Here is a 25,283-nt window from a genome sequence, read left to right as displayed (position 1 = left end):
CTATTACGCAAATTCGTTTCGGATTCAGTTTTCAGGAATCAATTTCCTGAAGCATTTACGCTGTAAATGCCCGTTTGGTGGCGATAGCGGAGGGGTTCCACACGTACCCATCCCGAACACGACCGTTAAGCCCTCCAGCGCCGATGGTACTTGGACCGAAGGGTCCTGGGAGAGTAGGACGTTGCCAAGCACACATGAGCCATTGTCGAATTATCGACAATGGCTTTTTTGTATACCTGTATATATAAAAAGCGGGCAGGGGTGCGGTGTTTTATTATAAAAACGCTTACAAACGAGTGACATTTTTGTTACCGACGAGGCGATGGTTCCAAGTATAATGGAAAAGTGCAATAAATAAGCAAAAGCCTTAATACGAATGAACTACGTATAAATTCTATCTTGGAATTTTCTTGCGTCTTTAGATGCATGGTAGAGGTAAGGAGGATTTAAGGTATGAAGCGAACTCAACCTTTGTGGATATTAGTTATTCTTTGTATAGTCGGAGTAATGCTGGCGGGTTGCGGAACGAAGGAGCCGGCTTGGGATACTTTTAACGGTGCACTTAATGAGGAAGACTTCCCCGTTCCCAAAGAGGCAAGCTCACCCGACAGAACAACTACAAACGTAGCCATGGACTATGTACGGTACTCCTTGCCGGGGTTGAAGGAGAAGAAAGGCGTGCCGGAGCCTTATCTTGCAGCCATTAAAGCATGGGGCTGGGAAGAGCAGGAACAGAAAGCAGACGATTCCGGGAGCTCCCGTGTATTTCAGAAAGAAGGACTTATTGTACATCTGACCGTGCATGATGACTATTTCATCGTGATGATTCCGAAGGAAAAGAAGGTCACGACCAAAGGCTTGAAGAACAGATAAAAAATCGCCGTCCGGTTATGGATGGCGATTTTTTTGATAGATAAGAATTTATATGTTTTGGGGTCCCCGCAAAGTACCTGAGTCATCACCTACGCTAAAGCCCCACTTTGTGGGGTTATTTTGCGTGCATGCTTGGCCGCTTAAATACAGCGCTATGTATATCTGGTTGGGATTACTGGGCGTAATAGGAGGCGTCTGCCGCACCCAACTTGAGCATCCCGTCTTTGCCTACACTTTTTAACCGCAGCAGCGCATACAGACGGGGTAGCAGCAGCCACAGGTGGCATACCGCAAGCGAAACCGTAAAGGCTGGCGGAGCCCAGACGATGAAGAGTGCGGCTATACAAAGACCGATCCAGAGGTTATGCAGCTGTACGGTGCGGAAGATGCCGTAATTGATATATTGATCGGGCATGTAACCGGGCCAGGGCAGGCGCAGGGATAATCTCCAGCGCTTGGCGATAGGGTGTCCGCTAATCAGCAGCACAGAGCGTGAGATGACATACTGAATCCACAGCATGACAGGTCCGGCTATAATCATGAACAGAATACTAAGCCAGGAGAGAAAGACACTTTCGAGCACAAGGCATATAAAGGGCAGGGTGACATAGACCCGCAGCAGGAATGCTGTAATAGTAATTTTTTTGATAAGCTTGTATTGATAGAATGTAGCGGCACCTTTGGTGTTTGGTTCCATACCTGGAATTCGGACCTCCTCGCAAGTTCTCTTGTTATTATTATCGGCCTGCTCCTGCGTTTTTATTAAACAACGGGCTCAGATTCACCGAATGGGCAGCGGGCGAATATATATATTTTAGGCTATGAAGGATTAGGAAAAAACTATGAAAAGGTTTAAAATGATAGAAGGTGTACCATACTGTTCTTAAAAGAGTCAAGGTGGGATGAAAATGGAACAGCAAACCGGGCAGGCCTGCATTATCTGCGGGCAGGAAAAGGAAGAAGGCATTGTGATTGTCGCGCATTTCATCTGTGAGGACTGTGAGAGTGAGATGGTGCGTACGGAGGCTGAGGATGTGAAGTACAACTTTTTCATTAACCGGATGAAGAAGATCAATCTGCGTATGCATGCTTAATGCACGAATTGCAGTACCTGTAACAAGCAACATATAAAGAGCGGGCGGTGAATCTGTGTCGCGTTGGCTGCAAATACAAGGTTCCTCTTAACGGCTTCTCCGCCCTGACCGGGTGAGGGGAGCCGTTTTATTGCGTGCAATCCTTTGCGGAAGTGATAGGCGTGTGGGTGTATTTGCGTTAAAATAGAAGGTAACCCCCAGGGGAGGAAGAATCTATGGACAAGCTACAGCCTGGCAGGGCACCTGTATACGAAATGCTGGAACAATATAGACATAAGGGTAATATATCTTATCATGTGCCGGGTCACAAGAACGGGGAGGCTTACCGGAGTGCTGTAAGTGCAAAGAGTGCAGGATATCTCACGGAAGTGATGCGTTACGATGTGACGGAGATTACCGGAACGGATGACCTTCATCATCCGGAAGGGGTAATAAGGGAAGCCCAGGAGCTGGCAGCCGATTGTTACGGCGCGGAGGAGAGTTATATGCTGGTGGGCGGCAGTACCGCAGGGAATCTGGCGCTCATTCTGACGGTCTGTGCTGAGCCCGGAAGTCTGCTTATTCTGCAGCGCAACGTCCACAAGTCCGTGATCCATGGACTGATGCTGGCGGGAGCGCGTGCAGTTTTCCTGGAGCCGCAGATCGACCCGGGCAGCGGCCTTGCGGTGGCTCCGTCTGCTGAGACGGTGCAGGCGGCACTGGCCGCTTACCCGGAGGCTGCCGGGGTTCTGGTTACCATGCCGAATTACTACGGCATGGGCAGTGACCTAGCGCCCCTCGCGCAGGCCTGTCACGCTTGCTGCGTGCCGCTGCTGGTGGATGAGGCGCACGGAGCGCATTACGGGCAGCACCCCGCGCTTCCGGCGGGGGCGCTTGCCCAGGGCGCGGACGGCGTGGTGCAGTCCACACACAAGATGCTGACGGCGCTGACGATGGGCGCCATGCTGCATGTGCAAGGGCCATGGCTGGACCGCGCGCTGCTGCGGCAGCGCCTGGCCATGGTGCAGAGCTCCAGCCCATCCTACCCCGTGATGGCTTCGCTCGATCTGGCCCGGCGCCTGCTGCACAGCCAGGGCGCCGGTGCCTTCACGGCGGGACTCGCCGCCGTGGATGTCCTGCGGCGCGGCCTGGCGGCGCTGCCGCGCTTCGGGCTGCTGCAGCCGGCCTCGCCGCAGCAGCCTGTCTGCGGCGGGGAGGGCGCCGCAGGAGTGAGTACGCCGCCGCTGCGCGGGGCGGCGTACGTGACCCAGGACCCCTTCAAGGCGGTCATATATGACGCCGCGGGGGTCCTGGGGGGCTTCGAGCTGCAGCGCAGGCTCGAAGAGAGGGGAATCGTGCCGGAGATGAGCGACGACCGGCACGTGGTTCTGGCCTTCAGCCTCGGCTCGAAGGCTGAAGAGGCAGCGGAGCTGCTGACAGCGCTGCAGGACATTGCAGCGCAGACCTCCTTGGCAGCGCAGCAGACCGGCGGGAGCGCAGCCCCCTCAGACCTTGATCTTACCGCTGGCCTTGATCCTGTCGCTGACCTCAATCTTACCGCTGGTTCTGTCCCTGATACTGATACTGATCCTGACCGATTTCCCGGACCAGGATCGGCTCCCGGTTGTGATCGGGCTTCCGGCCCCAGCCAGCCTGCTTACTCAGACACTGCCGCAGCTCCCGCTCCCCAAGGCGGAGAATCCTTCTCCAGCGCACGGACCGCAGCCCAGGCAGCGTCATATAATAGCAGAGAAGGGGACTCAACCTTCTCCGGTGATATTTCCACGTGGAACAATTTCGACATTCCGGCAGTATCGGCTCCGGTCGCGTTCTCGATCCGGCCGGTGGCTGCCGGGGAGACAGAGAGTATAGAGCTTGAGGCAAGCGCGGGCAGGATTGCGGCAGAGATGGTTATTCCCTATCCGCCAGGCATCCCGCTCTTATATCCCGGAGAGAGCATTACAGCGTCTGTCTGTGACAGGCTGATCCGTCTGAGAATAGGCGGGGCGAAATTTCAGGCCTGTGCTGATCCGGCCTTACAGCATATTAGGGTATACAACATTCAGAAGGGCGGAGAAGCATAAGTGAAGCGAGAAGGATTCTTCATTACACTGGAGGGAGGCGACGGCTCCGGTAAAACAACCGTACTCGGCAGGGTGGCAGCTTATCTGCAGAACCATTCCATGCCCTATTTAATCACCCGCGAACCGGGAGGGATAGAGATCGCCGAGAAGATACGCTCTATTATCCTCGACCCGGCACATACGGCTATGGATGCCCGGACAGAGGCACTCCTGTATGCGGCGGCAAGAAGCCAGCATCTGGCGGAGGTGGTCGAGCCTGCCTTGCAGGAGGGCATTACCGTGCTCTGTGACCGTTTTGTAGACAGCAGTCTGGTCTATCAAGGGTACGCCAGAGGGCTGGGCATCGAAGAGGTGTGGGGGATTAACCGGTTTGCGACCGGCGGGAGAATGCCCGATCTTACCTTTTACCTGGATGTAGATCCTGAGGTGGGCCTGTCGCGGATTGCCGCCAACCAGAACCGGGAAGTGAACCGGCTGGATCTGGAGAGCCTGGAGTTTCATCAGAAGGTGCGGGCGGGCTATGAGCTGGTAACCAGCTCTGATCCGCAGCGGATTGTGGTGCTTGATGCGGGTCGTCCCATCCATATGGTGGAGCAGGATATTGTACGTGTACTGAAGGACAGGATATTAAAGGATTTCTGAGGTGTTTTGTCAAATAAACAATAGAGGTATAATGATTGAACAGGGCTTCTCCGCAGATTGAATCGATGTTGTGCGGAAAGCCTGTGAACATAACTAATAGGAGGGGATACGAAGATGAATTTGATCATTGCAATTATCCAGGATAAAGACAGCAACCGGCTATCCAGTGAACTGGTGAAGGCGAACTTCCGTGCCACCAAGCTGGCCAGTACAGGCGGATTTCTCCGTGCGGGTAACACTACCTTTTTGATTGGGGTAGATGATATTCAGGTGGATGCCGTACTCAGTGTAATCCGTAACAGCTGCAAAGTGCGTGAGCAATTGGTCACTCCTGTAACGCCGATGAGCGGCACGACAGATTCCTATTTGCCGCTTCCTGTTGAAGTGCAGGTGGGCGGAGCTACCGTATTCGTACTTCCCGTCGATCGTTTCGAGCATTATTGAGCATAATGAAGATCAACCCGGGCTACAGGCCCTTAAAAAGCGAAATGCTGACCACGGAGGCTGAGAGGCGTCCGGTCCAGCAAAAAAACTTCAACGATGTATTTCAACAGCAAAGCCAGCAGAAAACTATAGATGAGTTGAACCGTCAGATCAAAGATATCCAGCTGCAAGGCGACCGGCTCTCCAAATCCATGACTGTGCGTGAGCTATCCATCTATCGGAACCTGATCAAACGGTTTCTGGAGGAGACGGCCCGCCGCGGAGTGATCCTGAAGGACACCAAAGGCTGGGACCGGCGGGGCCGTGGCAAACGCTACAAGCTGCTCGAAGAGGTTGATGCCGCTCTGCTGAATATGGCGGATGATCTGCTGGACAGCGAGCAGGGCCGGATCGATCTCCTGGGACGGGTTGGAGAGATCCGCGGGCTGCTGATTAACCTTTCTTTCTGACAACTTGGAGGAACCTATGTCTTTTCATGAACTATTAGGCCAGGAGGACGCCAAGCGGCTGCTTCAGAATGCCTTACGCAAGGATGCGGTCAGCCATGCCTATCTGTTCACGGGTCCGGCAGGCAGCGGGCAGGTGAAGATGGCTTTGACGTTCGCCCAGGCGATATTCTGTACCGCCAGCAAAGATGATGCCTGCGGAGAGTGCCTGGAATGCCGCAAGGTGGAGCATGGCAATCATCCTGATCTCACCCTGTTGCGTCCTGACGGGGCCAGTATTAAGATCGACCAGATTCGTGAGCTTCAGCGTGTTTTTTCCTACCGCTCGGAAGGGATTAACCCGAAGGTCTATATTATAGAAGGAGCGGACAAAATGACGGTGCAAGCCGCCAATAGTCTGCTGAAATTTCTGGAGGAGCCGCCTGCCCCGGCGGTCGGTATTCTGATTTCGGATAACAGCAGTTCCCTGCTTCCGACGATCCAGTCCAGAACCCAGCGCATTCCGTTTAGCCCGCTGCATCCGGATATTATGCTGCAGGCGTTGTCTGGAGAAGGGGTTCCGGTGCCGCTTGCACGTTGCGCGGTATCACTGACGGCCGGTCTTGACGGCTGCAGGGAACTTTTGGCACAGAATTGGTTTGCAGAAATGAGAAATCTAGTGTTACAATTAGCGAAGGAGTCTCTGGGCAAGGGCAGCACTGCGGTAGCAACCGCGGGTTCGAAGCTGTTCAAGACCGGACTTGGTGAACATTTGGACACTCTATTCAGCATGTTCCACTTATGGTTCAAAGATATGCTCTACTTCCTGTACCGAAAGCACGAAAGTATCGTTTTCATAGATCAGTTAGACTTTATTTCGAGGGCTGCCCGTCAGAGGAGTACGCAGCAGTGGGTGGCTTATATGGAATATGCGGCGGAGAGCAAGCGGAAGCTGCGTTCCAATGCCAATGCCCAGCTGTGTCTGGAGCAGTTTTTAATCCGGCTGGAAAGCTAGAGGCTCGGGTTATTTATAATAGATCCTCCGGGATATAATCCTCAGCACCTGGAAAGACCGGGTATAGCGGACGAGGAAGGACAAGCATGGATCATCAGGGAAGCAGTCTTGCTTAAGGGTTCCTTTACCGTCAAACAAGGGGGTTAATTTTTGTACAGCGTAGTAGGTGTCCGCTTCAAAAAAGCGGGTAAAATATATTATTTTGATCCGCTTGATTTCCCGATTGAACGCGATCAATGCGTGATTGTCGAGACTGCAAGAGGGGTCGAATACGGTAAGGTTGTCGTTGGCAAAAAAGAGGTGCAGGAAGCTGACGTTGTACTGCCGCTTAAGAAAGTCATGCGCATTGCCGGTGAAACCGACGCGCGCGTGGTGGAAGAGAACAAAGGTGCAGCTAAGGATGCTTTTACCACCTGTTTAAATAAAATCCGCGATCATGGCCTCAAAATGAAGCTGGTGGATGTGGAGTTTACGTTTGACCGCAACAAGATTATTTTCTATTTCACGGCCGAGGGCCGCGTGGATTTCCGCGAGCTGGTGAAGGACCTGGCCAGTATTTTCCGTACCCGCATTGAGCTCCGGCAGATTGGTGTGCGTGATGAAGCCAAGATGCTGGGTGGATTAGGCCCATGCGGACGGGTGCTCTGCTGCTCCTCCTGGCTTGGCGATTTCGAGCCGGTGTCCATCAAGATGGCGAAGGATCAGAATCTGTCGCTTAACCCGACCAAGATCTCGGGATTATGCGGACGGCTGATGTGTTGTCTGAAGTTTGAGCATGATAATTATGAGAGCACGAAGGAAGAAATGCCGGCTGTAGGCAAAATGGTCGTTACTTCACTGGGTGACGGCAAGGTAGTCGGTATCAATGCCGGCAGCCGCACGGTTCATGTGCAGCTGTTTGAAGTGGGCAAAGTTAAAGAACTTCCAATGGATGATGTTGTCGTCAAGTAAACCATTATAAGGTTACTTTCGGGGTGGAAACTTGGAGAAGAAAAATATATTTGCACACATGCAGGAGATGGAAGCGCAGATGGATGAAATGCGCACCACTCTGGGCGATTGGAAGCAGACGGTCAAAGAGCTGATGGAAGCGAATCAGAAGCTGAGTCTGGAAAACGAGCAACTTCGTATCATATTGAAAAGGGAAGCGCCTGTAGATAAGGCCGCACTGTCTGCGGAGGCGGAGGCTATACTTGCTGCCGAAGGGAAAGAGGAGGTTGTCGGGGAAGGCTACGATAATCTGGCCCGGCTGTATCACGAAGGCTTCCACATCTGTAATGTCTACTTTGGGCATTTGCGGACGGAAGGCGATTGTCTGTTCTGCCTTTCTTTTCTTAATAAATGAGGATATCCAGCCGTAGGAGATTGTCGCCTACGGTTTTTTTGAATGTAAGGCTATGCTTCCGAAGCAAGTTTTGTTTCGAAGAATATACAGATTGAAGCATACGCTCAACAAAAACTTTTAGGAGATTACAATGACCCATTCAATGAACAATACACCTGTACCCTTACATGAAGCAGAACGAGTCGATGACCTGCTCACCCATGATCTGAGAATTATCCAGAGTGACGAAGTGTTCAGCTTCTCGATGGATGCCGTATTGCTGGCACGGTTCGCCAGTGTACCGCCGCGTGGACGGGTGCTTGACCTGTGTACGGGTAACGGAGTAATTCCTATGCTCCTGACTACACGGACGAAGGCTTCTATTGAAGGAATCGAGATTCAGCCCCGTCTGGCAGACATGGCCCGGCGCAGTGTATCGCTTAACGGTCTGGAGGAGCGGGTACAGATTCATGAGGGCGATTTGCGGGAGCTTCATCTTACAGCGGGCTATGGCGTATACGATGCGATCACGGTGAATCCCCCTTATATGCCGCTGAACGGGAGCGATCTGAAGCTGAATTCCCATCAGGCGATGGCCCGCCATGAAATCGGTTGTACCCTGGAGGAGGTCATTCAGGCCTGTGTCCGGCTGGTCCGTACCGGAGGCAAAGTCAGCATGGTGCATAAGCCACAGCGCCTCGTGGATATTATCAGTCTGATGCGGAAGCACCGGCTGGAACCGAAGCTGATCCGCTTTGTACATCCCCGCGCCCATCTGGAAGCGAATATGGTTCTGATCGAGGCCGCGCGTGACGGGAAGCCGGAGGTGCGTTTACAACCGCCTTTAATCGTATATAATGAGGACAATCAATATTGCCCTGAGATTATGGATATTTATTATGGGAACAAAGAGGATACGAGCCAATGACCATACAATGCCAAAGCAGCTTTCAAAATAACCATGACGGAGCGAAGCCCGAAGGATGCGGATGCCTGTATCTGGTGGCTACGCCGATCGGCAATCTGGAGGATATGACTTACCGGGCAGTACGCACGCTGAAGGAATGCGATATTATCGCAGCTGAGGATACGAGACAGACGCGTAAGCTGCTGAGCCATTTTGAAATTACACCGTCCATGCTGTTCAGTTACCATGAGCATAACAAGGCCGCCAGTGGGCCGGAGCTGATACGCTATATAATAGAAGGTAAAAATCTGGCACTCGTCAGCGATGCCGGTCTGCCGGCGATTTCCGACCCTGGTGCCGATCTGGTAGCTCTGGCTGTCAGCCATCAGATTCCGGTGATTCCGGTGCCTGGAGCGAATGCCGCTTTGTCGGCTTTGATTGCCTCAGGACTGCCTACCGCCAGCTTCACGTTCGTCGGCTTCCTGCCTAGAGAGCGCAAGGATATAAGGGCTGTTCTGGCGCCTCTGCGTTCTGCCCAAGGGACACTGCTCTTCTACGAATCGCCGCACCGCGTGGCCAAGACCCTTGTTCATTTGCAGGAGGCCTTCGGCAACCGCCGGATCACACTGGCCCGTGAGCTGACTAAGCGGTATGAGGAGTTCCTGCGCGGAAGCATTGAGGAGTGCCTGGCCTGGCTGGAGGAGCATCCCCCGCTGGGAGAGTACGTAATTGTCCTTGAGGGAGAGAGTAAAGAGGAGGCCGAGCTGGCCGAGTCTTCCTGGTGGCGTCAGCTTAGTACCGGGGAGCATGTAGCCCACTATGAGGCTTCAGGCTTAACACGTAAGGATGCGATGAAAAAGGCAGCGTCCGACCGTGGCCTGTCCAAGCGCGATATTTATAATGAACTCCTGGAGCGGGGTTAGAACACTGCGGTGTTGTAGTTATTACAATTCCAGTAAAAACCTAAAGATGGGTTTAACCATCTGATTACCCAATGAAATAAATGTATTTCGTACACTTATATGGATTATCTTGTTCCATTTATTGATTATAGTTGTAGTTTATACATTTATATGTATAGGAAAATAAATCTTTTGGAAGAATTATGTGGATATAAGTGTTCAAAGTATACTTATAATGTTCAGATGGATGATTTAGCAATAAATAGCTGCTCAGAATACAGTTATCCAAATTTCTCAAGACCATTTTTCTTATATAATGATTCTCACCTTAGGGGCGTTTGGCTTAGTGTAACGGACTGAGGTGCTCTTATCCGGGAAGAAAGTCGTCACTTGAGCGATTAACGGACCCCAAGGACCTTATCCCCTGCAATTCAGCTCCAAAACGACTCGTAGAAGGATGATAAGGTCGCCTGAGTCCGTTACGCTGCAAAAGGTGACGTCATCGTGGGAATAAGGTCTTTTCGGTCCGTTAGATTTTTTTGGGGTGATAGGGTTTCATTATCTGACACTGTACTAGTCGCTCCACATAGCAAGTTCTGGCAAAAAGAAAGTCAGCAGCCAGTAACCATCCAGCATCCAAGTCGCTAGTCACTCTATAGTAAAGCGTATCCCGCAGGGAGAGCGATCTGCGCTCATCCGTGGCACGGGAGCAACCGGCGCAGCCGCCATACTGCCTATGGCGAAACCCTTCGCATGGCAAGGCCTGAGGGATCACCGCAGGGAGTCCGAAAAGGGCCGGTCCACCGCCGAACCCCGCTTCCTTCCGCGTCCGCTGCAGAGATCCGCCAAGCTTCCGGGTGTCTAGAGTGCCGGGGCCCTTGGGGCCCTCCCTGTAGGGAGGGTTTGGGAGGGTACACACAAAAAAATACCTCCCGCGCGAACGGGAGGCCAAGGAGATATAAAAAGGTTAGAATTAACAATTGGATTAGTTCCTATTATACCCTATTTATTTTAGTTTGTCACAGGGGTAGGGATAGCCGAAATGCATTCATGACAAACAATTTTACCTTTGAAGTAAGTTACATTCTCAGCATTACCGCAGAAAATGCAAGCAGGCTCGTATTTCTTAAGCATGATCCGCTCACCGTCCACGTAAATTTCGAGCGCATCTTTTTCTCCAATGCCTAGGGTGCGACGCAATTCAATTGGAATAACGACCCGTCCAAGCTCATCTACCTTACGTACAATTCCTGTTGATTTCATCATTACAATCGTTGCTCCTCTCAATGTTCAAAAGCGTCATTATTCGACATTCTTCACTGTTTTATGATATTTATAATACCAACCATTCCCAAAACAGTCAACCTTTTTTCAGGCTAATTTTAAGGAATCTTTTGAGACCACATTTATTCCGCGTTTGATCGGGCAAATCACTCTAAAAAAGCTTATGAAGATGTTTGTCGATTTGGCAGTATATGAATCGCTAATATTCGACAAAGAGCGACAATATATTATATAAAACAAGAAAAGGAGATGATTTCATGAAGCAACCGCTGTCAGAAGAGAAGGTATTTAAGGACCCGGTCCACAACTACATCCACGTACAGGACACTATTATCTGGAGATTGATCAACACGATGGAATTTCAGCGTCTGCGGCGCATCCGGCAGCTGGGCACCTCCTATTTGACCTTTCACGGGGCGGAACACAGCCGGTTCTCCCATTCTCTGGGGGTATATGAGATTACGCGGAGGATTATTTCCCAGTTTGAACGGAGCGGCTATAAGGACTGGATGCCGGAGGAGAGACTGCTTACCCTGTGTGCGGCACTGCTGCATGATTTGGGGCATGGCCCATTTTCCCATTCTATAGAAGAAGCTTTCGAAATGGATCATGAAGACTGGACCTGCCGTATCATTCTGGAGGATACAGAGATTACGGCTATTCTGCGTGATGTGGCCGAAGATTTCCCCGGTAAAGTAGCCTCGGTCATCTCCAAAACCTATGAGCATGAAATTGTTGTCAATTTGGTGTCGGGACCGCTGGATGCGGACCGGATGGATTATCTGCTCCGGGATGCATATTATACAGGGGTGAATTATGGAACCATCGACATCGACCGGATTCTGCGGATGCTGCGCCCTTATGACGGCCGGGTGGTTGTGAAGGAATCAGGGATGCATGCGATTGAGGATTACCTGATGTCACGGTACCAGATGTACTGGCAGGTCTATTTCCACCCGGTAACCCGCAGCTCTGAGATTATTCTCAGGCAGATTCTCCGCCGGGCCAAGGAGCTGGTGCAGCAGCAGCATACCTTCCGCTTCATGATCGAGCCCTTAAGTGATCTGTTCAGCGGAGAGGTAACGGTAGGGCAGTACCTGCTGCTGGATGAAGCCTTGATGCAGACTGCCTTCATGCAGTGGACGCTGGAGGAGGATGACATCCTGAGCGACTTGTGCAGCCGGTTTATCCATCGTAAACTGTATAAATATGTGGAGATGGAGCATTTGGATTCTGACACGATTGACGAAATCCGCCGCAGCTTCGCCGGTGCGGGACTCCGGCCCGATTATGATCTGGAAATTGATTATCCCACCGATCTTCCCTATGATGTGTTCCGTCCGGGAGACGGCTTTGACAGCAAGCAGATCCTGCTTCTGGACAAGCATGACCGGCTGAGGGAAATCTCGGAGGTCTCGGATATTGTTCGTTCTATCAGTGGTATTCACCGCGGCAGATACCATCTGTATTTTCCGCAGGACAGACTGCAGAAAGCCCTTCCACAGCTGCCGCCGTCCATCGCAGAGATTTTTGCCAAATAATCAGATCATGCTTGGAATTATAGATACAACAACAGGCCGAAAGGATGTAATGTAATGCAGTTATTCGACACCCATACCCATCTGGATGCTCCACAATTCGACGAAGACCGCGAAGAGGTCATTTCCAGGGCGCTGGAAGCCGGCGTCAGCAAGATGATCAACATCGGCTTTAACCGGGATACGATACCGACCACCATGCAGCTTGCCGAGAAATATGATTATATTTATGCAGCCGTTGGCTGGCATCCCCAGGATGCCATCACGATGAAGGACGGAGACATGGAATGGATCGCCTCCTTATGCGCTCATCCCAAGGTGGTTGCCATCGGCGAGATTGGGCTGGATTACTACTGGGATACCTCTCCTAAGGATGTGCAGCATGAAGTATTCCGCAAGCAGATCGGGCTGGCCCGTGAGCTGAAGATGCCAATCAGCATTCATAACCGTGATGCTCATGAAGATGTGATCCGTATACTCCGCGAGGAGAAGGCGGGCGAGGTTGGCGGGGTAATGCACTCCTTCTCCGGGAGCTGGGAAAGTGCCAAGATGTGTCTTGATTTGGGCTTCCATCTTTCTTTTGGAGGACCGATTACGTTCAAGAATGCCCGGGTGCCCAAAGAGGTGCTTGCCCAGACTCCGCTGGACCGGCTGCTGATCGAAACCGACTCCCCATATCTGACTCCGCACCCCTTCCGGGGCAAGCGAAATGAGACCGCTCATGTGAGGCTGGTAGCGGAGGCGGCCGCGGCAATAAAAGGGATTGAATTACAGGAATTGGCGGAAATTACGTATGCGAACGCACTGGAACGATTTGGGATACTCTGAAAACAGGAGTAAAAGCGGTGAAAAATGAAGTATAGCGGATATATTAAACTTTTATGACGGAAAAACGGCCGATTATTACAATATTTTAATCATTTTTTTACGTAAACGTGGTTGAATCGTCCTTTACAACATGTATCAAAACAGGATATCATCTTTTCAGTGCAGTGAGCTGTTGTAACTGTGACAGTCACTAATTTCATGGATCGTCTCGCTGAGTCTCCGTATGGAGAACGGGGGAACCAATAATGCGCTGCCGCATGAACGTACAAGAGTACTGGCACAGAATTGCCGCAGGCATTATTTGATTTCTTTACGTGGTCTTTGGGGTGAATTTGAGGGCAACCGCCGTGAGCGGGTGACCTGAGATAGGGCGTCTCTCTTATGTCCGAACCCGACAGCTAACCCCGTAAGCGCAAGTAAGAGAGGAAACCTCGTGCATAAGCATTCCGACGTATTCGACACCGGGAAGCCACGAAAGAGTCCTCTATGAGCTCTTTTTAGGCTTCTTTTGTTTTGAATAATGAGAATGCTCCCGGCATACTGTTATATAACAGATCTCCGGAGTAACTATGCCGAGCAGGCGATCCATGAGCAGGAAACGCTGAAGCAAGTGCGGGCGTATCCTGTTGCAAACTCAAACCTAGTTTCGTCAGAAGTGATACAGTCACCTTGAACTAACTTGGACGACGGGGCTATGTAAGGAGGATGGAAAGAGTGGGCGTATTCCAACCAGAGGTATCCCATGATTCGCAATCATCCAGCAGGTCTTTCGCATTACGGTTGAAGCAAGTGAATCCCCGCGTAGTTTTACTTGCCGGTGTGGCATCGATTGTTATCGCACTGTTAATACTGCTGTACGTACACGGTCAGAGCAAAAAAGAAATTACCCTAGTAATAGACGGACAGGTACAGACACTGGAGACGCGGGAAACGCTGTTCAGTGATGTGCTGGCTAAGGAACAGATTTCGCTGCAGGCGCATGATGAATTATCTATTGGCCTTAGTGATGAAATAAAAGACGGCGACCGTATCGTGATTAACACTGCGCAGAAGTTCGCTCTTACCGTAGACGGAAAGACCGAGACGTTATTTACGACCGAGGATACCATTGGTCAGGCCATCGACAAGCTGGGCTACAGCCTGGAAGGCTTAGACAAGATTTACCCTTCGCTAGAAACCGCAGTATCTGCAGACATGGAAATCAAAATTGTCCGGATTAACAAGCATGTGGTTCAACGGACAACTAATTTGCCTTTCCGGGTCATTAAGACAGCAGACCCCTCATTGACCAAGGGAACCGTAAGAGTGGCACAGGCAGGTAAGCCTGGCGTAATGGTCCAGCACATCGAGAAGATCTATCAAGATGGCGAGCTGGCATCCATGCGCATGATCGGCAAGGAAGTACAGACGGTTACCAAGGACAAAGTCATTGCCATTGGAACCAAGCCGCTTCCTAAGCCCGTCGTAGTTACTGCCAAAGTTTCCAAACCTGTAACAACCTCCAAGTCATCTAAAGCGAGCGCAAAGGCCAGTAATGTTACCAGTAAGGCTGGTGTGGATTTCGAGTACAAAAGAATGATCAAAAACGTATCCATGACCGCGTATTCGTCGCAGGAACCGGGTATTGGAACACGTACTGCCTCCGGCACACGCGTAACGGAAGGCCGCACTATTGCTGTAGATCCTAGGGTTATACCAATCGGCTGGTGGGTGTACATTGAAGGATTAGGGTTTCGCCGAGCAGAGGATACCGGCGGTGCCATCAAAGGCAACAAGGTGGATGTCTATTACGATTCACTGAGTCATGCCCGTAATTTCGGCCGCAAGTCGCGCACACTCTATGTGATCGGACCTGTGAAGCCGGAGCTGAACTAAACGTAAAGTCTTTTGCAAATTAGCGGTTAATACGATATAGTGAGGGAAGCACTTACGAAATTTCAGAGAGCTGCCGCTCATCACTTATACATTCTTTAGCCAAAAAGAAGGGGAGCGAATCCTCTTCTTTTTGCGTTCTGGAGTAAGGAGTAAAAATATTTATGATTAAAGAGCTAATTGTGGTTGAAGGGAAAAGTGATACCGTTGCCGTTAAGCGGGCGGTTGAGGCCGATACGATTGAAACCGGGGGTTCGGCAGTGGATAGCAGGGTCATTGCCAAGATCAAGCTGGCCATGGAGCGCCGGGGTGTAATCATTCTTACCGACCCGGATCATGCCGGAGAGCGAATCCGCAAAATCGTCGCGGCCAAGGTGCCGGGCTGCAAGCATGCCTTCATCCCTGAGAAGGATGCAACGCGCAAAGGAGATATCGGAATAGAGAATGCTTCGCCTGAGGCTATCCGCCATGCGCTGGAGCATGTACATACCTCCTTCGAGGGGGCGCCGCCCATCATCGGGCTGGATGAGCTTATGGCCGCAGGGCTGATGGTGCATCCCCGGGCGGCTGAGCGCAGAATGCAGCTTGGCAATCTGCTCGGTATCGGTTATTGCAATGGCAAACAGCTGTACAAACGTCTGGCGATGTTCGGCATTACCCGCGAAGAGTTCGCGCAGGCCCTCGCCCAAATTGATCAGGGAGGCATTACTTCATGAGCGGTATCGAGAATATCTCGTCCCCAACAAGAACCAAAGCGATAATTCAGCGTTACGGATTCTCCTTCAAAAAAAGCCTGGGCCAGAACTTTCTGATCGATCAGAATATTCTGGACAAAATCGTGGATGCCGCCGGTCTGGACAGCACAGCCGGTGCGCTTGAGATTGGCCCGGGGATCGGAGCACTGACGGAACGGCTGGCGTTGACGGCCGGGGCCGTCACTGCGGTAGAGATTGACCGCAGGCTGATTCCGATTCTTAGGGATGTCCTGTCGCCTTATCCCCATGTAAAGATCCGTAATGACGATGTGCTGAAGGTGAATCTGCAGGAGCTGTTCGCTGAGGATTTCGCGGGCAGGGACCGGGTTAGTGTCGTAGCTAACCTGCCGTATTATGTGACTACACCTATCCTCATGAAGCTGCTGGAGGAGAAGCTGCCGCTGGATAATATCGTGGTCATGATCCAGAAGGAGGTTGCCGAGCGTATGGCGGCGTCTCCGGGCGGCAAGGAGTATGGCAGCCTGAGTATTGCCGTCCAGTATTACAGCGAGCCTGAGCTGGTCTGTATGGTGCCGCGTACGGTGTTCATCCCGCAGCCTAACGTGGAATCGGCTGTGATCCGACTGAAGGTCAGAGAACGTCCTCCGGTGGAGGTAGCGGACGAGAAGCATTTCTTTGGTGTGGTTCAGGCGTCCTTTACCCAGCGGCGCAAGACGATTGCCAATAATCTTAAGGCACGCTTCTTCCCGGAAGAAGGGCGGGAGCGCCTGGAGGCGCTGCTCTCCGAAGCCGGCATTGAACCCTCGCGGCGCGGCGAGACGCTTAGCATTGAAGAGTATGCACGGCTCAGTGCGGTTCTTCTGGCCGCAGGCATCGCATAGAATACAGAAAACCCTCCCGGCGGATGAACCAACCGGGGCCTTTGCCCATAACATGGGGTAGAGGTGGTGTTGTGATGAATCTAGGAGACTTGGTCATTCGTAAATCCTATGGCGGCGATGTGACCTTCCGGGTAGACAATATATTGCAGAATAGAGCAGTCATTAAAGGCACGGAGTTCCGTCTGCTGGCGGATTCCCCGCTGGAGGATCTGGTTCAGGTGCCTCCTACACGGGTTACCGAGCGGGGAGCGCGTGCGCAGATCAAGGCAACAGAATCTCTAACCTGGTTGCGTAAAGACCGGCAGGTGCAGAGCCAGCGAAGCGGAGAGAGCGTGTCGGGGTCCACGGGAACCTGGGGCCAATCTCCGAAGGAAGCGGCTTATTTTGAAGTGCCGGGTAAGGTCCTGCATTTGGATGGTGATGCACTCTATCTGAAGAAGAGCCTGAGCCTCTACGAGCAGCTGCGCATACCGGCGGAGGGACATCATGTCAACGAATCCAAAATGGCGGAGACGCTGTACCGTCTGCTGCCCCGTGTGCGTCCCGATATCGTAGTGATTACCGGCCATGATGGAGTACTTAAGCAACAGCAGAATTATGATCTGTACAGTCTGAGCAGCTATAAGAATTCACAGAATTTTGTGGCAGCCATCCGGGTGGCCCGTGAATATGAGCGGAATTTCGATGCTTTGACGATTGTAGCCGGAGCCTGCCAGTCGCACTTCGAGGCTCTCCTGGGCAATGGTGCCAACTTCGCCAGCTCCCCGGGCAGAATACTCATTCATGCCCTGGACCCGGTGTATATCGCGGCCAAGGCCTCTTTTACCTCTATCCGGGATACGGTGAACTTAAGCGATGTGCTGAGCCATACGATCAGCGGCAATCAGGGGATGGGCGGAATCGAGACGCGGGGCAGCTTCCGGATCGGAATGCCTCAGCTGCAGAACCTGGCTACGCTGAAGGTAGCGCCTTCGGTGCTGTAACCATTCAAGTGATAACTGAACAGGCGGAAGGAATAGGGTAAGCATTCGTGCTTATCCTATTTTGCTGCCACGGAAGCCGCTTAGGACACAAGATGGGTTAGGGAGCAGCCAGTCATCATTACTGATAACAAGGTGCTTAAGTCAGGAATATCCCCGTCTAAAAAAATTCCGTTGACAACTTTTTTCTCATCATCTATAATTATTTATTTAATTTGACAAGTGGTTATAGAGGTTGTATAATGGACAAGGAAAGAGGTGGTCGTCAGGTAATGGCTAATAACGCGCTGTTAGAAATTAAACGCAGTCTTGAAGCTCACGTCGGTCATAAGATCACGTTGCGGGCTAACGGTGGCCGTCGGAAGACCGTTGAACGCACCGGTGTCCTGGAAGAAACGTACCCTTCTGTATTTATTGTCAAACTCGATCAGGAGCAGCAGACATTCAAGCGTGTCTCCTATAGCTATGCCGATATACTTACTGAATCTGTGGAAATCACAGTTACCGAAGACGATGGGCAGATGCGGATTATGTATATCAAAGCTTAGCGTCATGACAGTCTCCCTGCGGGGGGGCTGTTTTTTGATAGAATTTTTATGTTTTGGTGTCCCCGCAAAGTACCTGAGTCAACACCTACGCTAAAGCCCCACTTTGTGGGGTTATTTTGCATGTAGGGGTCTTACTGAATTATGCTGCATGACACTGGCCTCCCGGCTGCATACTACATAGGCAGTACGTTCATCATAGAGCAGCATACAAGGGAGGAATTCGTAATGAGCCGCAGAAGACGAAGCATGATGTCGGAGGAATTGAAGACGGAGCTGGCCAAGGAGCTTGGGTTCTACGAAACGGTTGAGCAGGAGGGCTGGGGCGGAATCCGGGCAGTCGACGCCGGGAATATGGTGAAACGGGCGATTCAGCTGGCAGAGCAGGCTGCTGCGCGGAAATTGTAAGCGGCTATAGCGGTGTTATGCCGCACCGGGTATCGCCTGCGGGCGGTACCTTTTCTGCTTCATAGAACCGGATGTTTATTTAATGGACTTCACTGTCAGTTTCTCATATAATATGTTAAGTTGTTTTGTACGGGAAAAGCTGAGGGTGGGTGAACGCCTTGAAAATGTATGAGAAGGCACCGGCAAAAATTAATCTGATGCTGGATGTGCTGCATAAGCGGGCTGACGGATTTCATGAAGTGGAAATGATAATGACAATGGTCGATCTGGCGGACCGTCTGGAGCTGTCGGAGCTGAAGCGGGATTCGATTATTATCTCAAGCCAGGCCGGATATATCCCGCTGGATGAGAAGAATCTGGCCTTCCAGGCGGCAAGGCTGATCAAGGACCGGTATAACGTCAGAAGCGGAGTACATATCCATCTGGACAAAAGAATTCCGGTGGCTGCCGGCCTCGCCGGCGGCAGCAGCGATGCCGCGGCTACGCTGCGCGGCCTGAACCGGCTCTGGCGCCTGGGCATCCCGGTGCAGGAGCTGCAGGAGCTGGGCGCTGAGCTGGGCTCAGACGTCCCGTTCTGCGTCACAGGAGGCACTGCCCTGGCTACGGGCAGGGGCGAACGGCTGACCCAAATCGCGAATCCTCCGCAAATGTGGGTCATCCTGGCGAAGCCGCCGATCAATGTATCGACGGCTGAGGTATACGGACGCGTACGCGCCGGCAACATAGCGGTGCATCCGTCCGCGCTCCGCATGCAGCAGGCTCTGGAGGCCGGTGACTTCTCAGCCGTCTGTGAGGGCCTTGGCAACGTGCTGGAGGATGTGACGCTGAAGCTGCACCCTGAGGTGCAGCAGCTCAAGGAAGCGATGCTGAAGCTGGGGGCGGATGGCGTGCTGATGTCGGGGAGCGGTCCGACCGTATTTGGCCTTGTCTCCAAGCACTCCAAGGTGGCGAGAATCTATAACGGGCTGCGCGGATTCTGCAAGGAAGTCTATGCAGTGCGTTCGCTGAGCTAAGCGGAGCGGAACCATCCTCTGATCACGGAGGCAGAGCGGTTTTCGCTTGTGTAAATCCGTACAATAATGATATTATTCATAGTAATATTCGGTTTTGTATAAAGTGAATTTAAGAAGCAAGCATGCATTATTCTTAAATTCAGCTTATAAGGCGAGGAGCGTTCCGTGAAAAAACTTAAACGAAGCCAACGGTTAGTTGACATGACCCAATTTTTACTGGAGAAGCCGCATGATCTGCTGCCTCTGTCCACTTTTGCAGAGCGGTACGGTGCGGCGAAGTCATCGGTCAGCGAGGACCTGGCTATTATAAAAGAGGTATTTGAAGGCGAAGGAATGGGCGAGCTGCAGACACTGGCCGGGGCAGCGGGCGGAGTGCGTTATATTCCGCGCATGCCTATGGATATGGCGCTTGCCTTCGTGAACCGTCTGTGCGGGCAGCTTGAGCAGAGCGACCGGATACTGCCCGGCGGTTATCTGTATATGTCGGATCTGCTCGGCCTCCCGTCCCTGATGGAGCAGGCCGGCAAGATCATTGCCACCGCCTTCTACGGCGTGGAGATTGATGTCGTCATGACGGTGGAGACCAAGGGGATTCCGCTGGCGTACGCAACGGCTGCACAGCTGGGGCTGCCGGTCGTGCTGGTCCGCCGTGACCATCAGGTAACCGAGGGCTCGGCTGTAAGCATCAACTATGTATCGGGCTCCCATAAGAGCATTCATACGATGTCCCTGTCCAGACGGGCACTGCGCGAGAAATCCCGGGTGCTGATTGTCGATGACTTCATGAAGGCGGGCGGCACCGTACGCGGAATGGTCGATCTGTTGGGTGAGTTCAATGCAGAGGTCGCAGGTGTAGGCGTGCTCGTAGAGTCCGGCGACGTGGAGAATGAAGAACGTCTGCTGCATGACTACGTGTCGCTGGTGAAGCTGACAGAGGTGGACTCCAAGGTGCGGCGTATTTCGGCGTTTCCGGGCAACTATTTCTCCTCCTGAACGAGGGATACTGCCGGTTCTGAAAAGTCGCGCATAATGTCGAAACTGTGAGGATTCTTAAGATAACTGCACGAAATCTGTCGAAATCGACGATTCTGCAAAAATAATCTTCTTAATCAGGCATTATTTGGAATGAAAAAGAAGGAATTCGCTTTGCTGTGTGGAATTATACACCAAGTCTCTGATGGAAAAAGGTGGTGAACACACACATGCAAATTACGGATGTCAGACTCCGCCGCGTCAACTCTGAGGGGAGAATGAAAGCAATCGCATCCATTACAATCGATAACGAGTTTGTTGTTCATGACATTCGCGTCATCGACGGGAATAACGGGATGTTTGTTGCAATGCCCAGCAAGCGTACACCTGACGGAGAATTCCGCGATATCGCACACCCGATTTCTTCGGGAACGCGCGAGAAGATTCAATCTGCGGTTCTGGCCGAGTACGAACGTGCCGCTACGGAAGAAGAGGAAGTTATTGAAGAGGGAGCTTAAGCGGTGAACCGCTGACTCTCTGGAAGTTGCTGCCTCCCCAGGGCGGCAATAGGCCATACCGTTTTATATGTTTCGGGGTCCCCGCAAAGTACCCGGGTCAGCCTCGGAGCCAAAGCCCCACATTGTGGGGGATTTTATTGGGGTTCGAAGAAAAGGGAACCATGCCTGCATGGTTCTCTTTTCTTTTTGCCCGGAATGAGATATATTCAGTAGTGAGTTCAAGAAGTGGGAGGTTGGCATTCTTGAAAAGAATGGCTGTTGTACTTGCTGCAGGTCAAGGCAAGCGCATGAAATCTAAATTATACAAGGTACTGCACCCTGTCTGCGGTAAACCGATGGTAGGGCACGTGCTTGATACAGTGAAGGCAACCGGATGCCAGCGTAATGTAGTTGTTGTAGGCCACGGCGCCGAGAAGGTTAAGGCATACTTAGGCGAGGATGCCGAATATGTGCTCCAGGATGTCCAGCTTGGAACCGGCCATGCCGTCAAGCAGACCAAGGATCTTCTGGGCAGCGAAGAAGGAACCACCATTGTCATCTGCGGAGATACGCCGCTTGTCATGAGCGAGACACTCGAAGGCATGATGGTGCTGCATGAAGCGCAGAATGCTGCTGCAACGGTCCTTACTGCTGTTATGGAGCAGCCTGCCGGATATGGACGGATTATCCGCGGCGAAGACGGCGGAGTGCTGAAGATTGTGGAACAGAAGGATTGCACAGAGAGTGAAGCTGCGGTTAACGAGATTAATACAGGGACGTATTGTTTTGATAACGCGAAGCTCTTTGCTGCTCTCGAGAAGGTTACGAATACCAACAACCAGCAGGAATATTATTTGACGGATGTTATCGGCATACTCCGGGCGCAGGGCGATATCGTTCTGGGCTATCAGGCCCATGATGCAGCAGAGTCCATTGGTGTGAATGACCGACTGGCGTTGTCTGAAGCCGAAGGCTATATGCGTCAGCGCATCAACCGGGGTCATATGCTCGGAGGAGTCACTATCATCGATCCGGCTTCAACCTACATTGGAGCAGATGTTGTCATTGGAGCAGATACTGTGCTGTATCCGGGCACGGTACTCAAGGGCAAGACAGTGATCGGCGAAGATTGTGTGATTGGTCCGGCAAGTGAAATTGAAGACTGCGTGATTATGGACGGAGCGGCTGTGAAGCATTCCGTGCTGAATCAGGCTCAGGTCGGCACACGGGCTTCCGTTGGGCCTTTTGCGTATTTACGTCCCGGTACCGTTCTGGGTGAGGGTGTTAAGGTCGGCGACTTCGTAGAGATCAAGAATGCTACAATCGGCGACGGCTCCAAGGTATCTCATTTAAGCTATGTCGGTGATGCTGAGGTTGGTAAGAATGTCAATATCGGCTGCGGCGCGATCACCGTTAATTATGACGGCTATAATAAGTTCAGAACCGAGATTGGCGATGATGCCTTTATCGGCAGCAACGTGAACCTTGTGGCTCCGGTTACAGTGGGCAAGGGCGCATTCATTGTCGCCGGTTCCACGATTACGCGTCCGGTATCGGAGAACGATCTGGCGATTGCCAGAGCAAGGCAGGAGAATAAGCCGGGATATGCAGAGAAGATCCGCTCCCGGGCCAAGGCGAAGAAAGACCAGCATAGTCCATCGTAAAGCGTGTAAGCAGAAAGCAGCTGTAGGCTTAGAGCGCCGGACGGACTTCTTGCACATCCGCGCCGGTGCTTTGACCAGTTAAATTCCGTCACGGAGGGTTTATATTTTATGACTTATTGTGATTCCAAACTCAAGATTTTCACCTGCAACTCCAATCCTAAGCTGGCCAGCCAGATTGCTGATTATATCGGCATTCCGATGGGCGAGTCCCATACGACCAGCTTCAGTGACGGAGAGATTCAGGTTAAGCTGTCGGAGAGTGTCCGGGGCTGTCATGTCTATATCGTACAGTCCACCTGCGGACCGGTGAACGACAATCTGATGGAGCTTCTGGTGATGGTAGATGCGCTTAAGCGTGCCTCCGCGAAGAGCATCAATGTCGTGATTCCTTACTACGGGTATGCCCGTCAAGACCGTAAGGCCCGTTCCCGTGATCCGATTACGGCCAAGCTGGTAGCGAACCTGATTGAGAAGGCGGGTGCACATCGCGTCATTACTATGGACCTTCATGCGATGCAGATTCAAGGCTTCTTCGACATTCCTGTGGATCATCTGCTGGGTGTTCCGATTCTGGCTCAATACTTCCGTTCGAAGCAAATTCAGAACCCGGTGGTCGTCTCTCCTGACCATGGGGGCGTGGTGCGTGCCAGAAAGCTGGCAGACTTCCTTAATGCTCCGCTGGCGATTATCGACAAGCGCCGTCCTGAACCGAACGTCAGTGAGGTTATGAACATTATCGGTAATATTGAAGGCAAAACGGCGATCCTGATCGATGATATCATCGATACGGCAGGAACGATCGTTCTGGGAGCCAATGCTCTGATGGAAGGCGGCGTGAAAGAAGTCTACGCCTGCTGTACGCATCCTGTATTATCCGGTCCGGCGCATGAACGTCTGGAAAACTCTCCGATCAAAGAAATTATCGTGACGGATACCATTCCAATTCGCAGCAGTAACCCGACCTCCAAGCTCAAGGTACTGTCCGTAGCCCCGCTTATGGGCGAAGCTATCATTCGCGTGCATGAAGAGCTGTCGATCAGTAAGCTGTTCGAAATCGAATAGGCCGCAGGCAGATCAGCAGAAAAAGGGTTACACCTTTCGTCAAGCGGAAGGTGTAACCCTTATCGGCGTGATGCAGCGGCAGGGACTAAAGGCTCGTATAAGCTTCAATATCCCGGACGGGAGATGAAGGTGAAGAGGCTGCGGTTGTACAGCGTACCCTGCAGCTCTACGAAGCCTTCGTCCACCGCTGTAATTACACCGATGTCTACGTGCGCGTTCCCCCTATAGACTTCAACAGGCACAGCATATTGAATATGGTACTGGAAATGGCGCTGCAGTGTTAAGATATCGCCCTGATGTGGCATGTTCATCACCTGTCTCCGGAGTATAAACTTATTGTACCAAAAACGGAACTCTTCTGCTGAGAGTACCGGGCGGAAAGGAAAAACCTTAAATATGAAATGGATTGTTGGACTCGGGAATCCCGGAACGCAATACGCGAAGACCAAGCATAATGTCGGCTTCATGGCCCTCGATGAGCTTGCGTCCAGACACGGAATTGCCTTTAACCAGAATAAATGCAAATCGGTAATCGGTGAAGGGATGATCGGCGGTGTGAAGACTGTGCTGATCAAGCCGATGACCTTCATGAATCTGTCCGGGGAAGCGGTACGGGCTTATATGGATTATTATAAGGTCCAGCTGGAAGATATGATTGTGGTCTATGATGACCTGGATACGGAGCTGGGTAAGATCAGGCTGCGTTATCAAGGCAGTGCCGGCGGGCACAATGGCATCAAGTCCATCATTCAGCATACGGGCACCCAGAGCTTCAACCGGGTGCGGATGGGCATATCCCGTCCGGAGCCGGGCTTTGCTATAGTTGACTACGTACTATCTACCTTCGCCAAGAAGGATGGAGCAAGGCTTGAGAGCATGATAAGTGATACTTGCGATGCTGTGGAATATAGCCTGCAGCATACCTTTGAACAGACCATGGCCAAATTCAACGGATGAAATACAAGGCATAGGGTTCAGGACCCTGCGGCTAAAGCCCTCCCGGGCGGGGCATACTGAAGGTATATACTACCTTCAGGAGGCATATAGATGGCAATACACTATGTATGCAGGCACTGCCGGACGTTCTTGGGAAGCATTGGCAGAAGCGATATTACAGAGATGCAGCTGGGGCTGCAATCCTTGACCCCTGCGGAGCGCAGAGATATCATAGCGTATGATTCAGAAGGCGAGATTACGGTGAAGGTGACCTGCGATTACTGCAAGCAGGCGCTGGATAACAACCCCGAGCTCAGCCTGCTGGCCAGTCCGCTTCAGTAAGGTGGAAGCGCCTGTCTCTATCGTCATCCGCAAGCCTTGGCCTTATCCGCTGAGGC

29 protein-coding genes, 1 rRNA gene and 1 riboswitch are annotated in these 25,283 nt (G+C 52.0%); of the genes, 27 read left to right on the top strand and 3 right to left on the bottom strand.

Features of this window, described 5'->3' with window-relative positions:
• The first annotated feature begins 73 nt into the window (after positions 1–73).
• Together rrf and NSS64_RS28580 are read left to right on the top strand one after the other, a co-directional pair.
• Positions 74–190 (top strand): 5S ribosomal RNA (gene rrf, locus NSS64_RS28585).
• Between the two features lie 263 nt (positions 191–453).
• Positions 454–873, top strand: coding sequence for a hypothetical protein (locus NSS64_RS28580; protein WP_036723990.1), 420 nt, complete (start codon positions 454–456; stop codon positions 871–873).
• 172 nt (positions 874–1,045) lie between these two features.
• On the opposite strand, the gene NSS64_RS28575 is transcribed toward NSS64_RS28580, so the two are convergent.
• The gene (locus NSS64_RS28575; RefSeq protein WP_340945787.1) at positions 1,046–1,570 is read right to left on the bottom strand and encodes a hypothetical protein; all 525 of its coding nucleotides are present in this window, start codon (positions 1,568–1,570) and stop codon (positions 1,046–1,048) included.
• A 211-nt stretch (positions 1,571–1,781) separates the two neighbouring features.
• On the opposite strand from NSS64_RS28575, the gene NSS64_RS28570 reads away from it, so the two are divergent.
• The 10 genes from NSS64_RS28570 (at position 1,782) to rsmI (ending at position 9,710) form a co-directional block, all read left to right on the top strand.
• The gene (locus tag NSS64_RS28570; protein ID WP_340995166.1) at positions 1,782–1,967 is read left to right on the top strand and encodes a sigma factor G inhibitor Gin; all 186 of its coding nucleotides are present in this window, start codon (positions 1,782–1,784) and stop codon (positions 1,965–1,967) included.
• A 215-nt stretch (positions 1,968–2,182) separates the two neighbouring features.
• Complete coding sequence (locus NSS64_RS28565; RefSeq protein ID WP_341142302.1) at positions 2,183–4,030, top strand: aminotransferase class I/II-fold pyridoxal phosphate-dependent enzyme; 1,848 nt, start codon at positions 2,183–2,185, stop codon at positions 4,028–4,030.
• Entirely contained in the window at positions 4,031–4,672 is a 642-nt protein-coding gene (gene tmk / locus NSS64_RS28560) for a dTMP kinase (protein WP_340945778.1), read from the top strand.
• 114 nt (positions 4,673–4,786) lie between these two features.
• The gene (locus NSS64_RS28555) at positions 4,787–5,116 is read left to right on the top strand and encodes a cyclic-di-AMP receptor (RefSeq protein WP_036723983.1); all 330 of its coding nucleotides are present in this window, start codon (positions 4,787–4,789) and stop codon (positions 5,114–5,116) included.
• A gap of 5 nt (positions 5,117–5,121) precedes the next feature.
• A complete protein-coding gene (locus NSS64_RS28550) occupies positions 5,122–5,565 on the top strand; it encodes a YaaR family protein (RefSeq protein ID WP_036723982.1) in 444 nt (147 codons plus the stop codon).
• Between the two features lie 16 nt (positions 5,566–5,581).
• Positions 5,582–6,556 carry a DNA polymerase III subunit delta' gene (gene holB, locus NSS64_RS28545; RefSeq protein ID WP_036696363.1) on the top strand — a complete coding sequence of 325 codons (975 nt, stop codon included), beginning with the start codon at positions 5,582–5,584 and terminating at the stop codon, positions 6,554–6,556.
• A 150-nt stretch (positions 6,557–6,706) separates the two neighbouring features.
• Positions 6,707–7,507: a PSP1 domain-containing protein gene (locus tag NSS64_RS28540; RefSeq protein WP_036696365.1), complete on the top strand. Its 801-nt coding sequence runs from the start codon at positions 6,707–6,709 to the stop codon at positions 7,505–7,507.
• A 31-nt stretch (positions 7,508–7,538) separates the two neighbouring features.
• Complete coding sequence (gene yabA / locus NSS64_RS28535) at positions 7,539–7,901, top strand: DNA replication initiation control protein YabA (protein WP_036723981.1); 363 nt, start codon at positions 7,539–7,541, stop codon at positions 7,899–7,901.
• A gap of 130 nt (positions 7,902–8,031) precedes the next feature.
• On the top strand, positions 8,032–8,808 hold the full coding sequence (locus NSS64_RS28530) for a tRNA1(Val) (adenine(37)-N6)-methyltransferase (RefSeq protein WP_200869522.1): 777 nt from the start codon (positions 8,032–8,034) through the stop codon (positions 8,806–8,808).
• On the top strand, positions 8,805–9,710 hold the full coding sequence (rsmI, locus tag NSS64_RS28525; RefSeq protein ID WP_340995171.1) for a 16S rRNA (cytidine(1402)-2'-O)-methyltransferase: 906 nt from the start codon (positions 8,805–8,807) through the stop codon (positions 9,708–9,710). The genes NSS64_RS28530 and rsmI overlap by 4 nt, the downstream gene beginning before the upstream one ends.
• A gap of 990 nt (positions 9,711–10,700) precedes the next feature.
• Here rsmI and NSS64_RS28520 read toward each other — a convergent pair.
• The gene (locus NSS64_RS28520; protein ID WP_019914502.1) at positions 10,701–10,955 is read right to left on the bottom strand and encodes an AbrB/MazE/SpoVT family DNA-binding domain-containing protein; all 255 of its coding nucleotides are present in this window, start codon (positions 10,953–10,955) and stop codon (positions 10,701–10,703) included.
• Between the two features lie 275 nt (positions 10,956–11,230).
• Here NSS64_RS28520 and NSS64_RS28515 point away from each other — a divergent pair, with 275 nt between their 5' ends.
• From NSS64_RS28515 to NSS64_RS28455, 13 genes are all read left to right on the top strand, one after another.
• Complete coding sequence (locus NSS64_RS28515; RefSeq protein ID WP_341142301.1) at positions 11,231–12,514, top strand: HD domain-containing protein; 1,284 nt, start codon at positions 11,231–11,233, stop codon at positions 12,512–12,514.
• A 54-nt stretch (positions 12,515–12,568) separates the two neighbouring features.
• Positions 12,569–13,339, top strand: coding sequence for a TatD family hydrolase (locus tag NSS64_RS28510; protein ID WP_341142300.1), 771 nt, complete (start codon positions 12,569–12,571; stop codon positions 13,337–13,339).
• Positions 13,340–13,538: 199 nt separating this feature from the next.
• Positions 13,539–13,767, top strand: a riboswitch (cyclic di-AMP (ydaO/yuaA leader).
• Between the two features lie 286 nt (positions 13,768–14,053).
• Positions 14,054–15,214: a 3D domain-containing protein gene (locus tag NSS64_RS28505; protein WP_340945769.1), complete on the top strand. Its 1,161-nt coding sequence runs from the start codon at positions 14,054–14,056 to the stop codon at positions 15,212–15,214.
• Between the two features lie 161 nt (positions 15,215–15,375).
• Positions 15,376–15,927: a ribonuclease M5 gene (gene rnmV, locus NSS64_RS28500; protein ID WP_036696379.1), complete on the top strand. Its 552-nt coding sequence runs from the start codon at positions 15,376–15,378 to the stop codon at positions 15,925–15,927.
• Positions 15,924–16,808, top strand: a complete 885-nt coding sequence (gene rsmA, locus NSS64_RS28495) for a 16S rRNA (adenine(1518)-N(6)/adenine(1519)-N(6))-dimethyltransferase RsmA (protein ID WP_340945768.1) — start codon at positions 15,924–15,926, stop codon at positions 16,806–16,808. The genes rnmV and rsmA overlap by 4 nt, the downstream gene beginning before the upstream one ends.
• A gap of 74 nt (positions 16,809–16,882) precedes the next feature.
• Positions 16,883–17,791, top strand: coding sequence for a sporulation peptidase YabG (gene yabG / locus NSS64_RS28490; RefSeq protein WP_340945767.1), 909 nt, complete (start codon positions 16,883–16,885; stop codon positions 17,789–17,791).
• A gap of 269 nt (positions 17,792–18,060) precedes the next feature.
• The gene (veg, locus tag NSS64_RS28485) at positions 18,061–18,336 is read left to right on the top strand and encodes a biofilm formation stimulator Veg (RefSeq protein WP_036696386.1); all 276 of its coding nucleotides are present in this window, start codon (positions 18,061–18,063) and stop codon (positions 18,334–18,336) included.
• 225 nt (positions 18,337–18,561) lie between these two features.
• Positions 18,562–18,741 (top strand): small, acid-soluble spore protein, alpha/beta type, encoded by a 180-nt coding sequence (locus NSS64_RS28480; protein ID WP_036723967.1) that lies wholly within the window; start codon positions 18,562–18,564, stop codon positions 18,739–18,741.
• A 158-nt stretch (positions 18,742–18,899) separates the two neighbouring features.
• Complete coding sequence (gene ispE / locus NSS64_RS28475) at positions 18,900–19,754, top strand: 4-(cytidine 5'-diphospho)-2-C-methyl-D-erythritol kinase (RefSeq protein ID WP_340946788.1); 855 nt, start codon at positions 18,900–18,902, stop codon at positions 19,752–19,754.
• A gap of 165 nt (positions 19,755–19,919) precedes the next feature.
• Positions 19,920–20,747, top strand: a complete 828-nt coding sequence (gene purR, locus NSS64_RS28470) for a pur operon repressor (protein ID WP_036723965.1) — start codon at positions 19,920–19,922, stop codon at positions 20,745–20,747.
• A gap of 209 nt (positions 20,748–20,956) precedes the next feature.
• Entirely contained in the window at positions 20,957–21,244 is a 288-nt protein-coding gene (gene spoVG, locus NSS64_RS28465; protein ID WP_036696395.1) for a septation regulator SpoVG, read from the top strand.
• Positions 21,245–21,486: 242 nt separating this feature from the next.
• Positions 21,487–22,887, top strand: coding sequence for a bifunctional UDP-N-acetylglucosamine diphosphorylase/glucosamine-1-phosphate N-acetyltransferase GlmU (gene glmU / locus NSS64_RS28460; protein ID WP_341142299.1), 1,401 nt, complete (start codon positions 21,487–21,489; stop codon positions 22,885–22,887).
• Positions 22,888–22,995: 108 nt separating this feature from the next.
• Entirely contained in the window at positions 22,996–23,949 is a 954-nt protein-coding gene (locus NSS64_RS28455; RefSeq protein WP_019914487.1) for a ribose-phosphate diphosphokinase, read from the top strand.
• Positions 23,950–24,053: 104 nt separating this feature from the next.
• Here NSS64_RS28455 and NSS64_RS28450 read toward each other — a convergent pair whose 3' ends face one another.
• Positions 24,054–24,260, bottom strand: coding sequence for a hypothetical protein (locus NSS64_RS28450; protein WP_379254216.1), 207 nt, complete (start codon positions 24,258–24,260; stop codon positions 24,054–24,056).
• A gap of 85 nt (positions 24,261–24,345) precedes the next feature.
• Here NSS64_RS28450 and pth point away from each other — a divergent pair, with 85 nt between their 5' ends.
• The gene (gene pth / locus NSS64_RS28445) at positions 24,346–24,906 is read left to right on the top strand and encodes an aminoacyl-tRNA hydrolase (protein WP_036723962.1); all 561 of its coding nucleotides are present in this window, start codon (positions 24,346–24,348) and stop codon (positions 24,904–24,906) included.
• A 90-nt stretch (positions 24,907–24,996) separates the two neighbouring features.
• Complete coding sequence (locus NSS64_RS28440) at positions 24,997–25,227, top strand: anti-sigma-F factor Fin family protein (RefSeq protein ID WP_036696405.1); 231 nt, start codon at positions 24,997–24,999, stop codon at positions 25,225–25,227.
• Positions 25,228–25,283: the final 56 nt, after the last annotated feature.

It is taken from the genome of Paenibacillus sp. FSL H8-0122, from assembly GCF_038005345.1.
Classification (GTDB): domain Bacteria; phylum Bacillota; class Bacilli; order Paenibacillales; family Paenibacillaceae; genus Paenibacillus_AQ.
The sequence above is the reverse complement of the archived record's forward strand: the minus strand, read 5'-3'. Positions and strand labels throughout refer to the sequence as shown.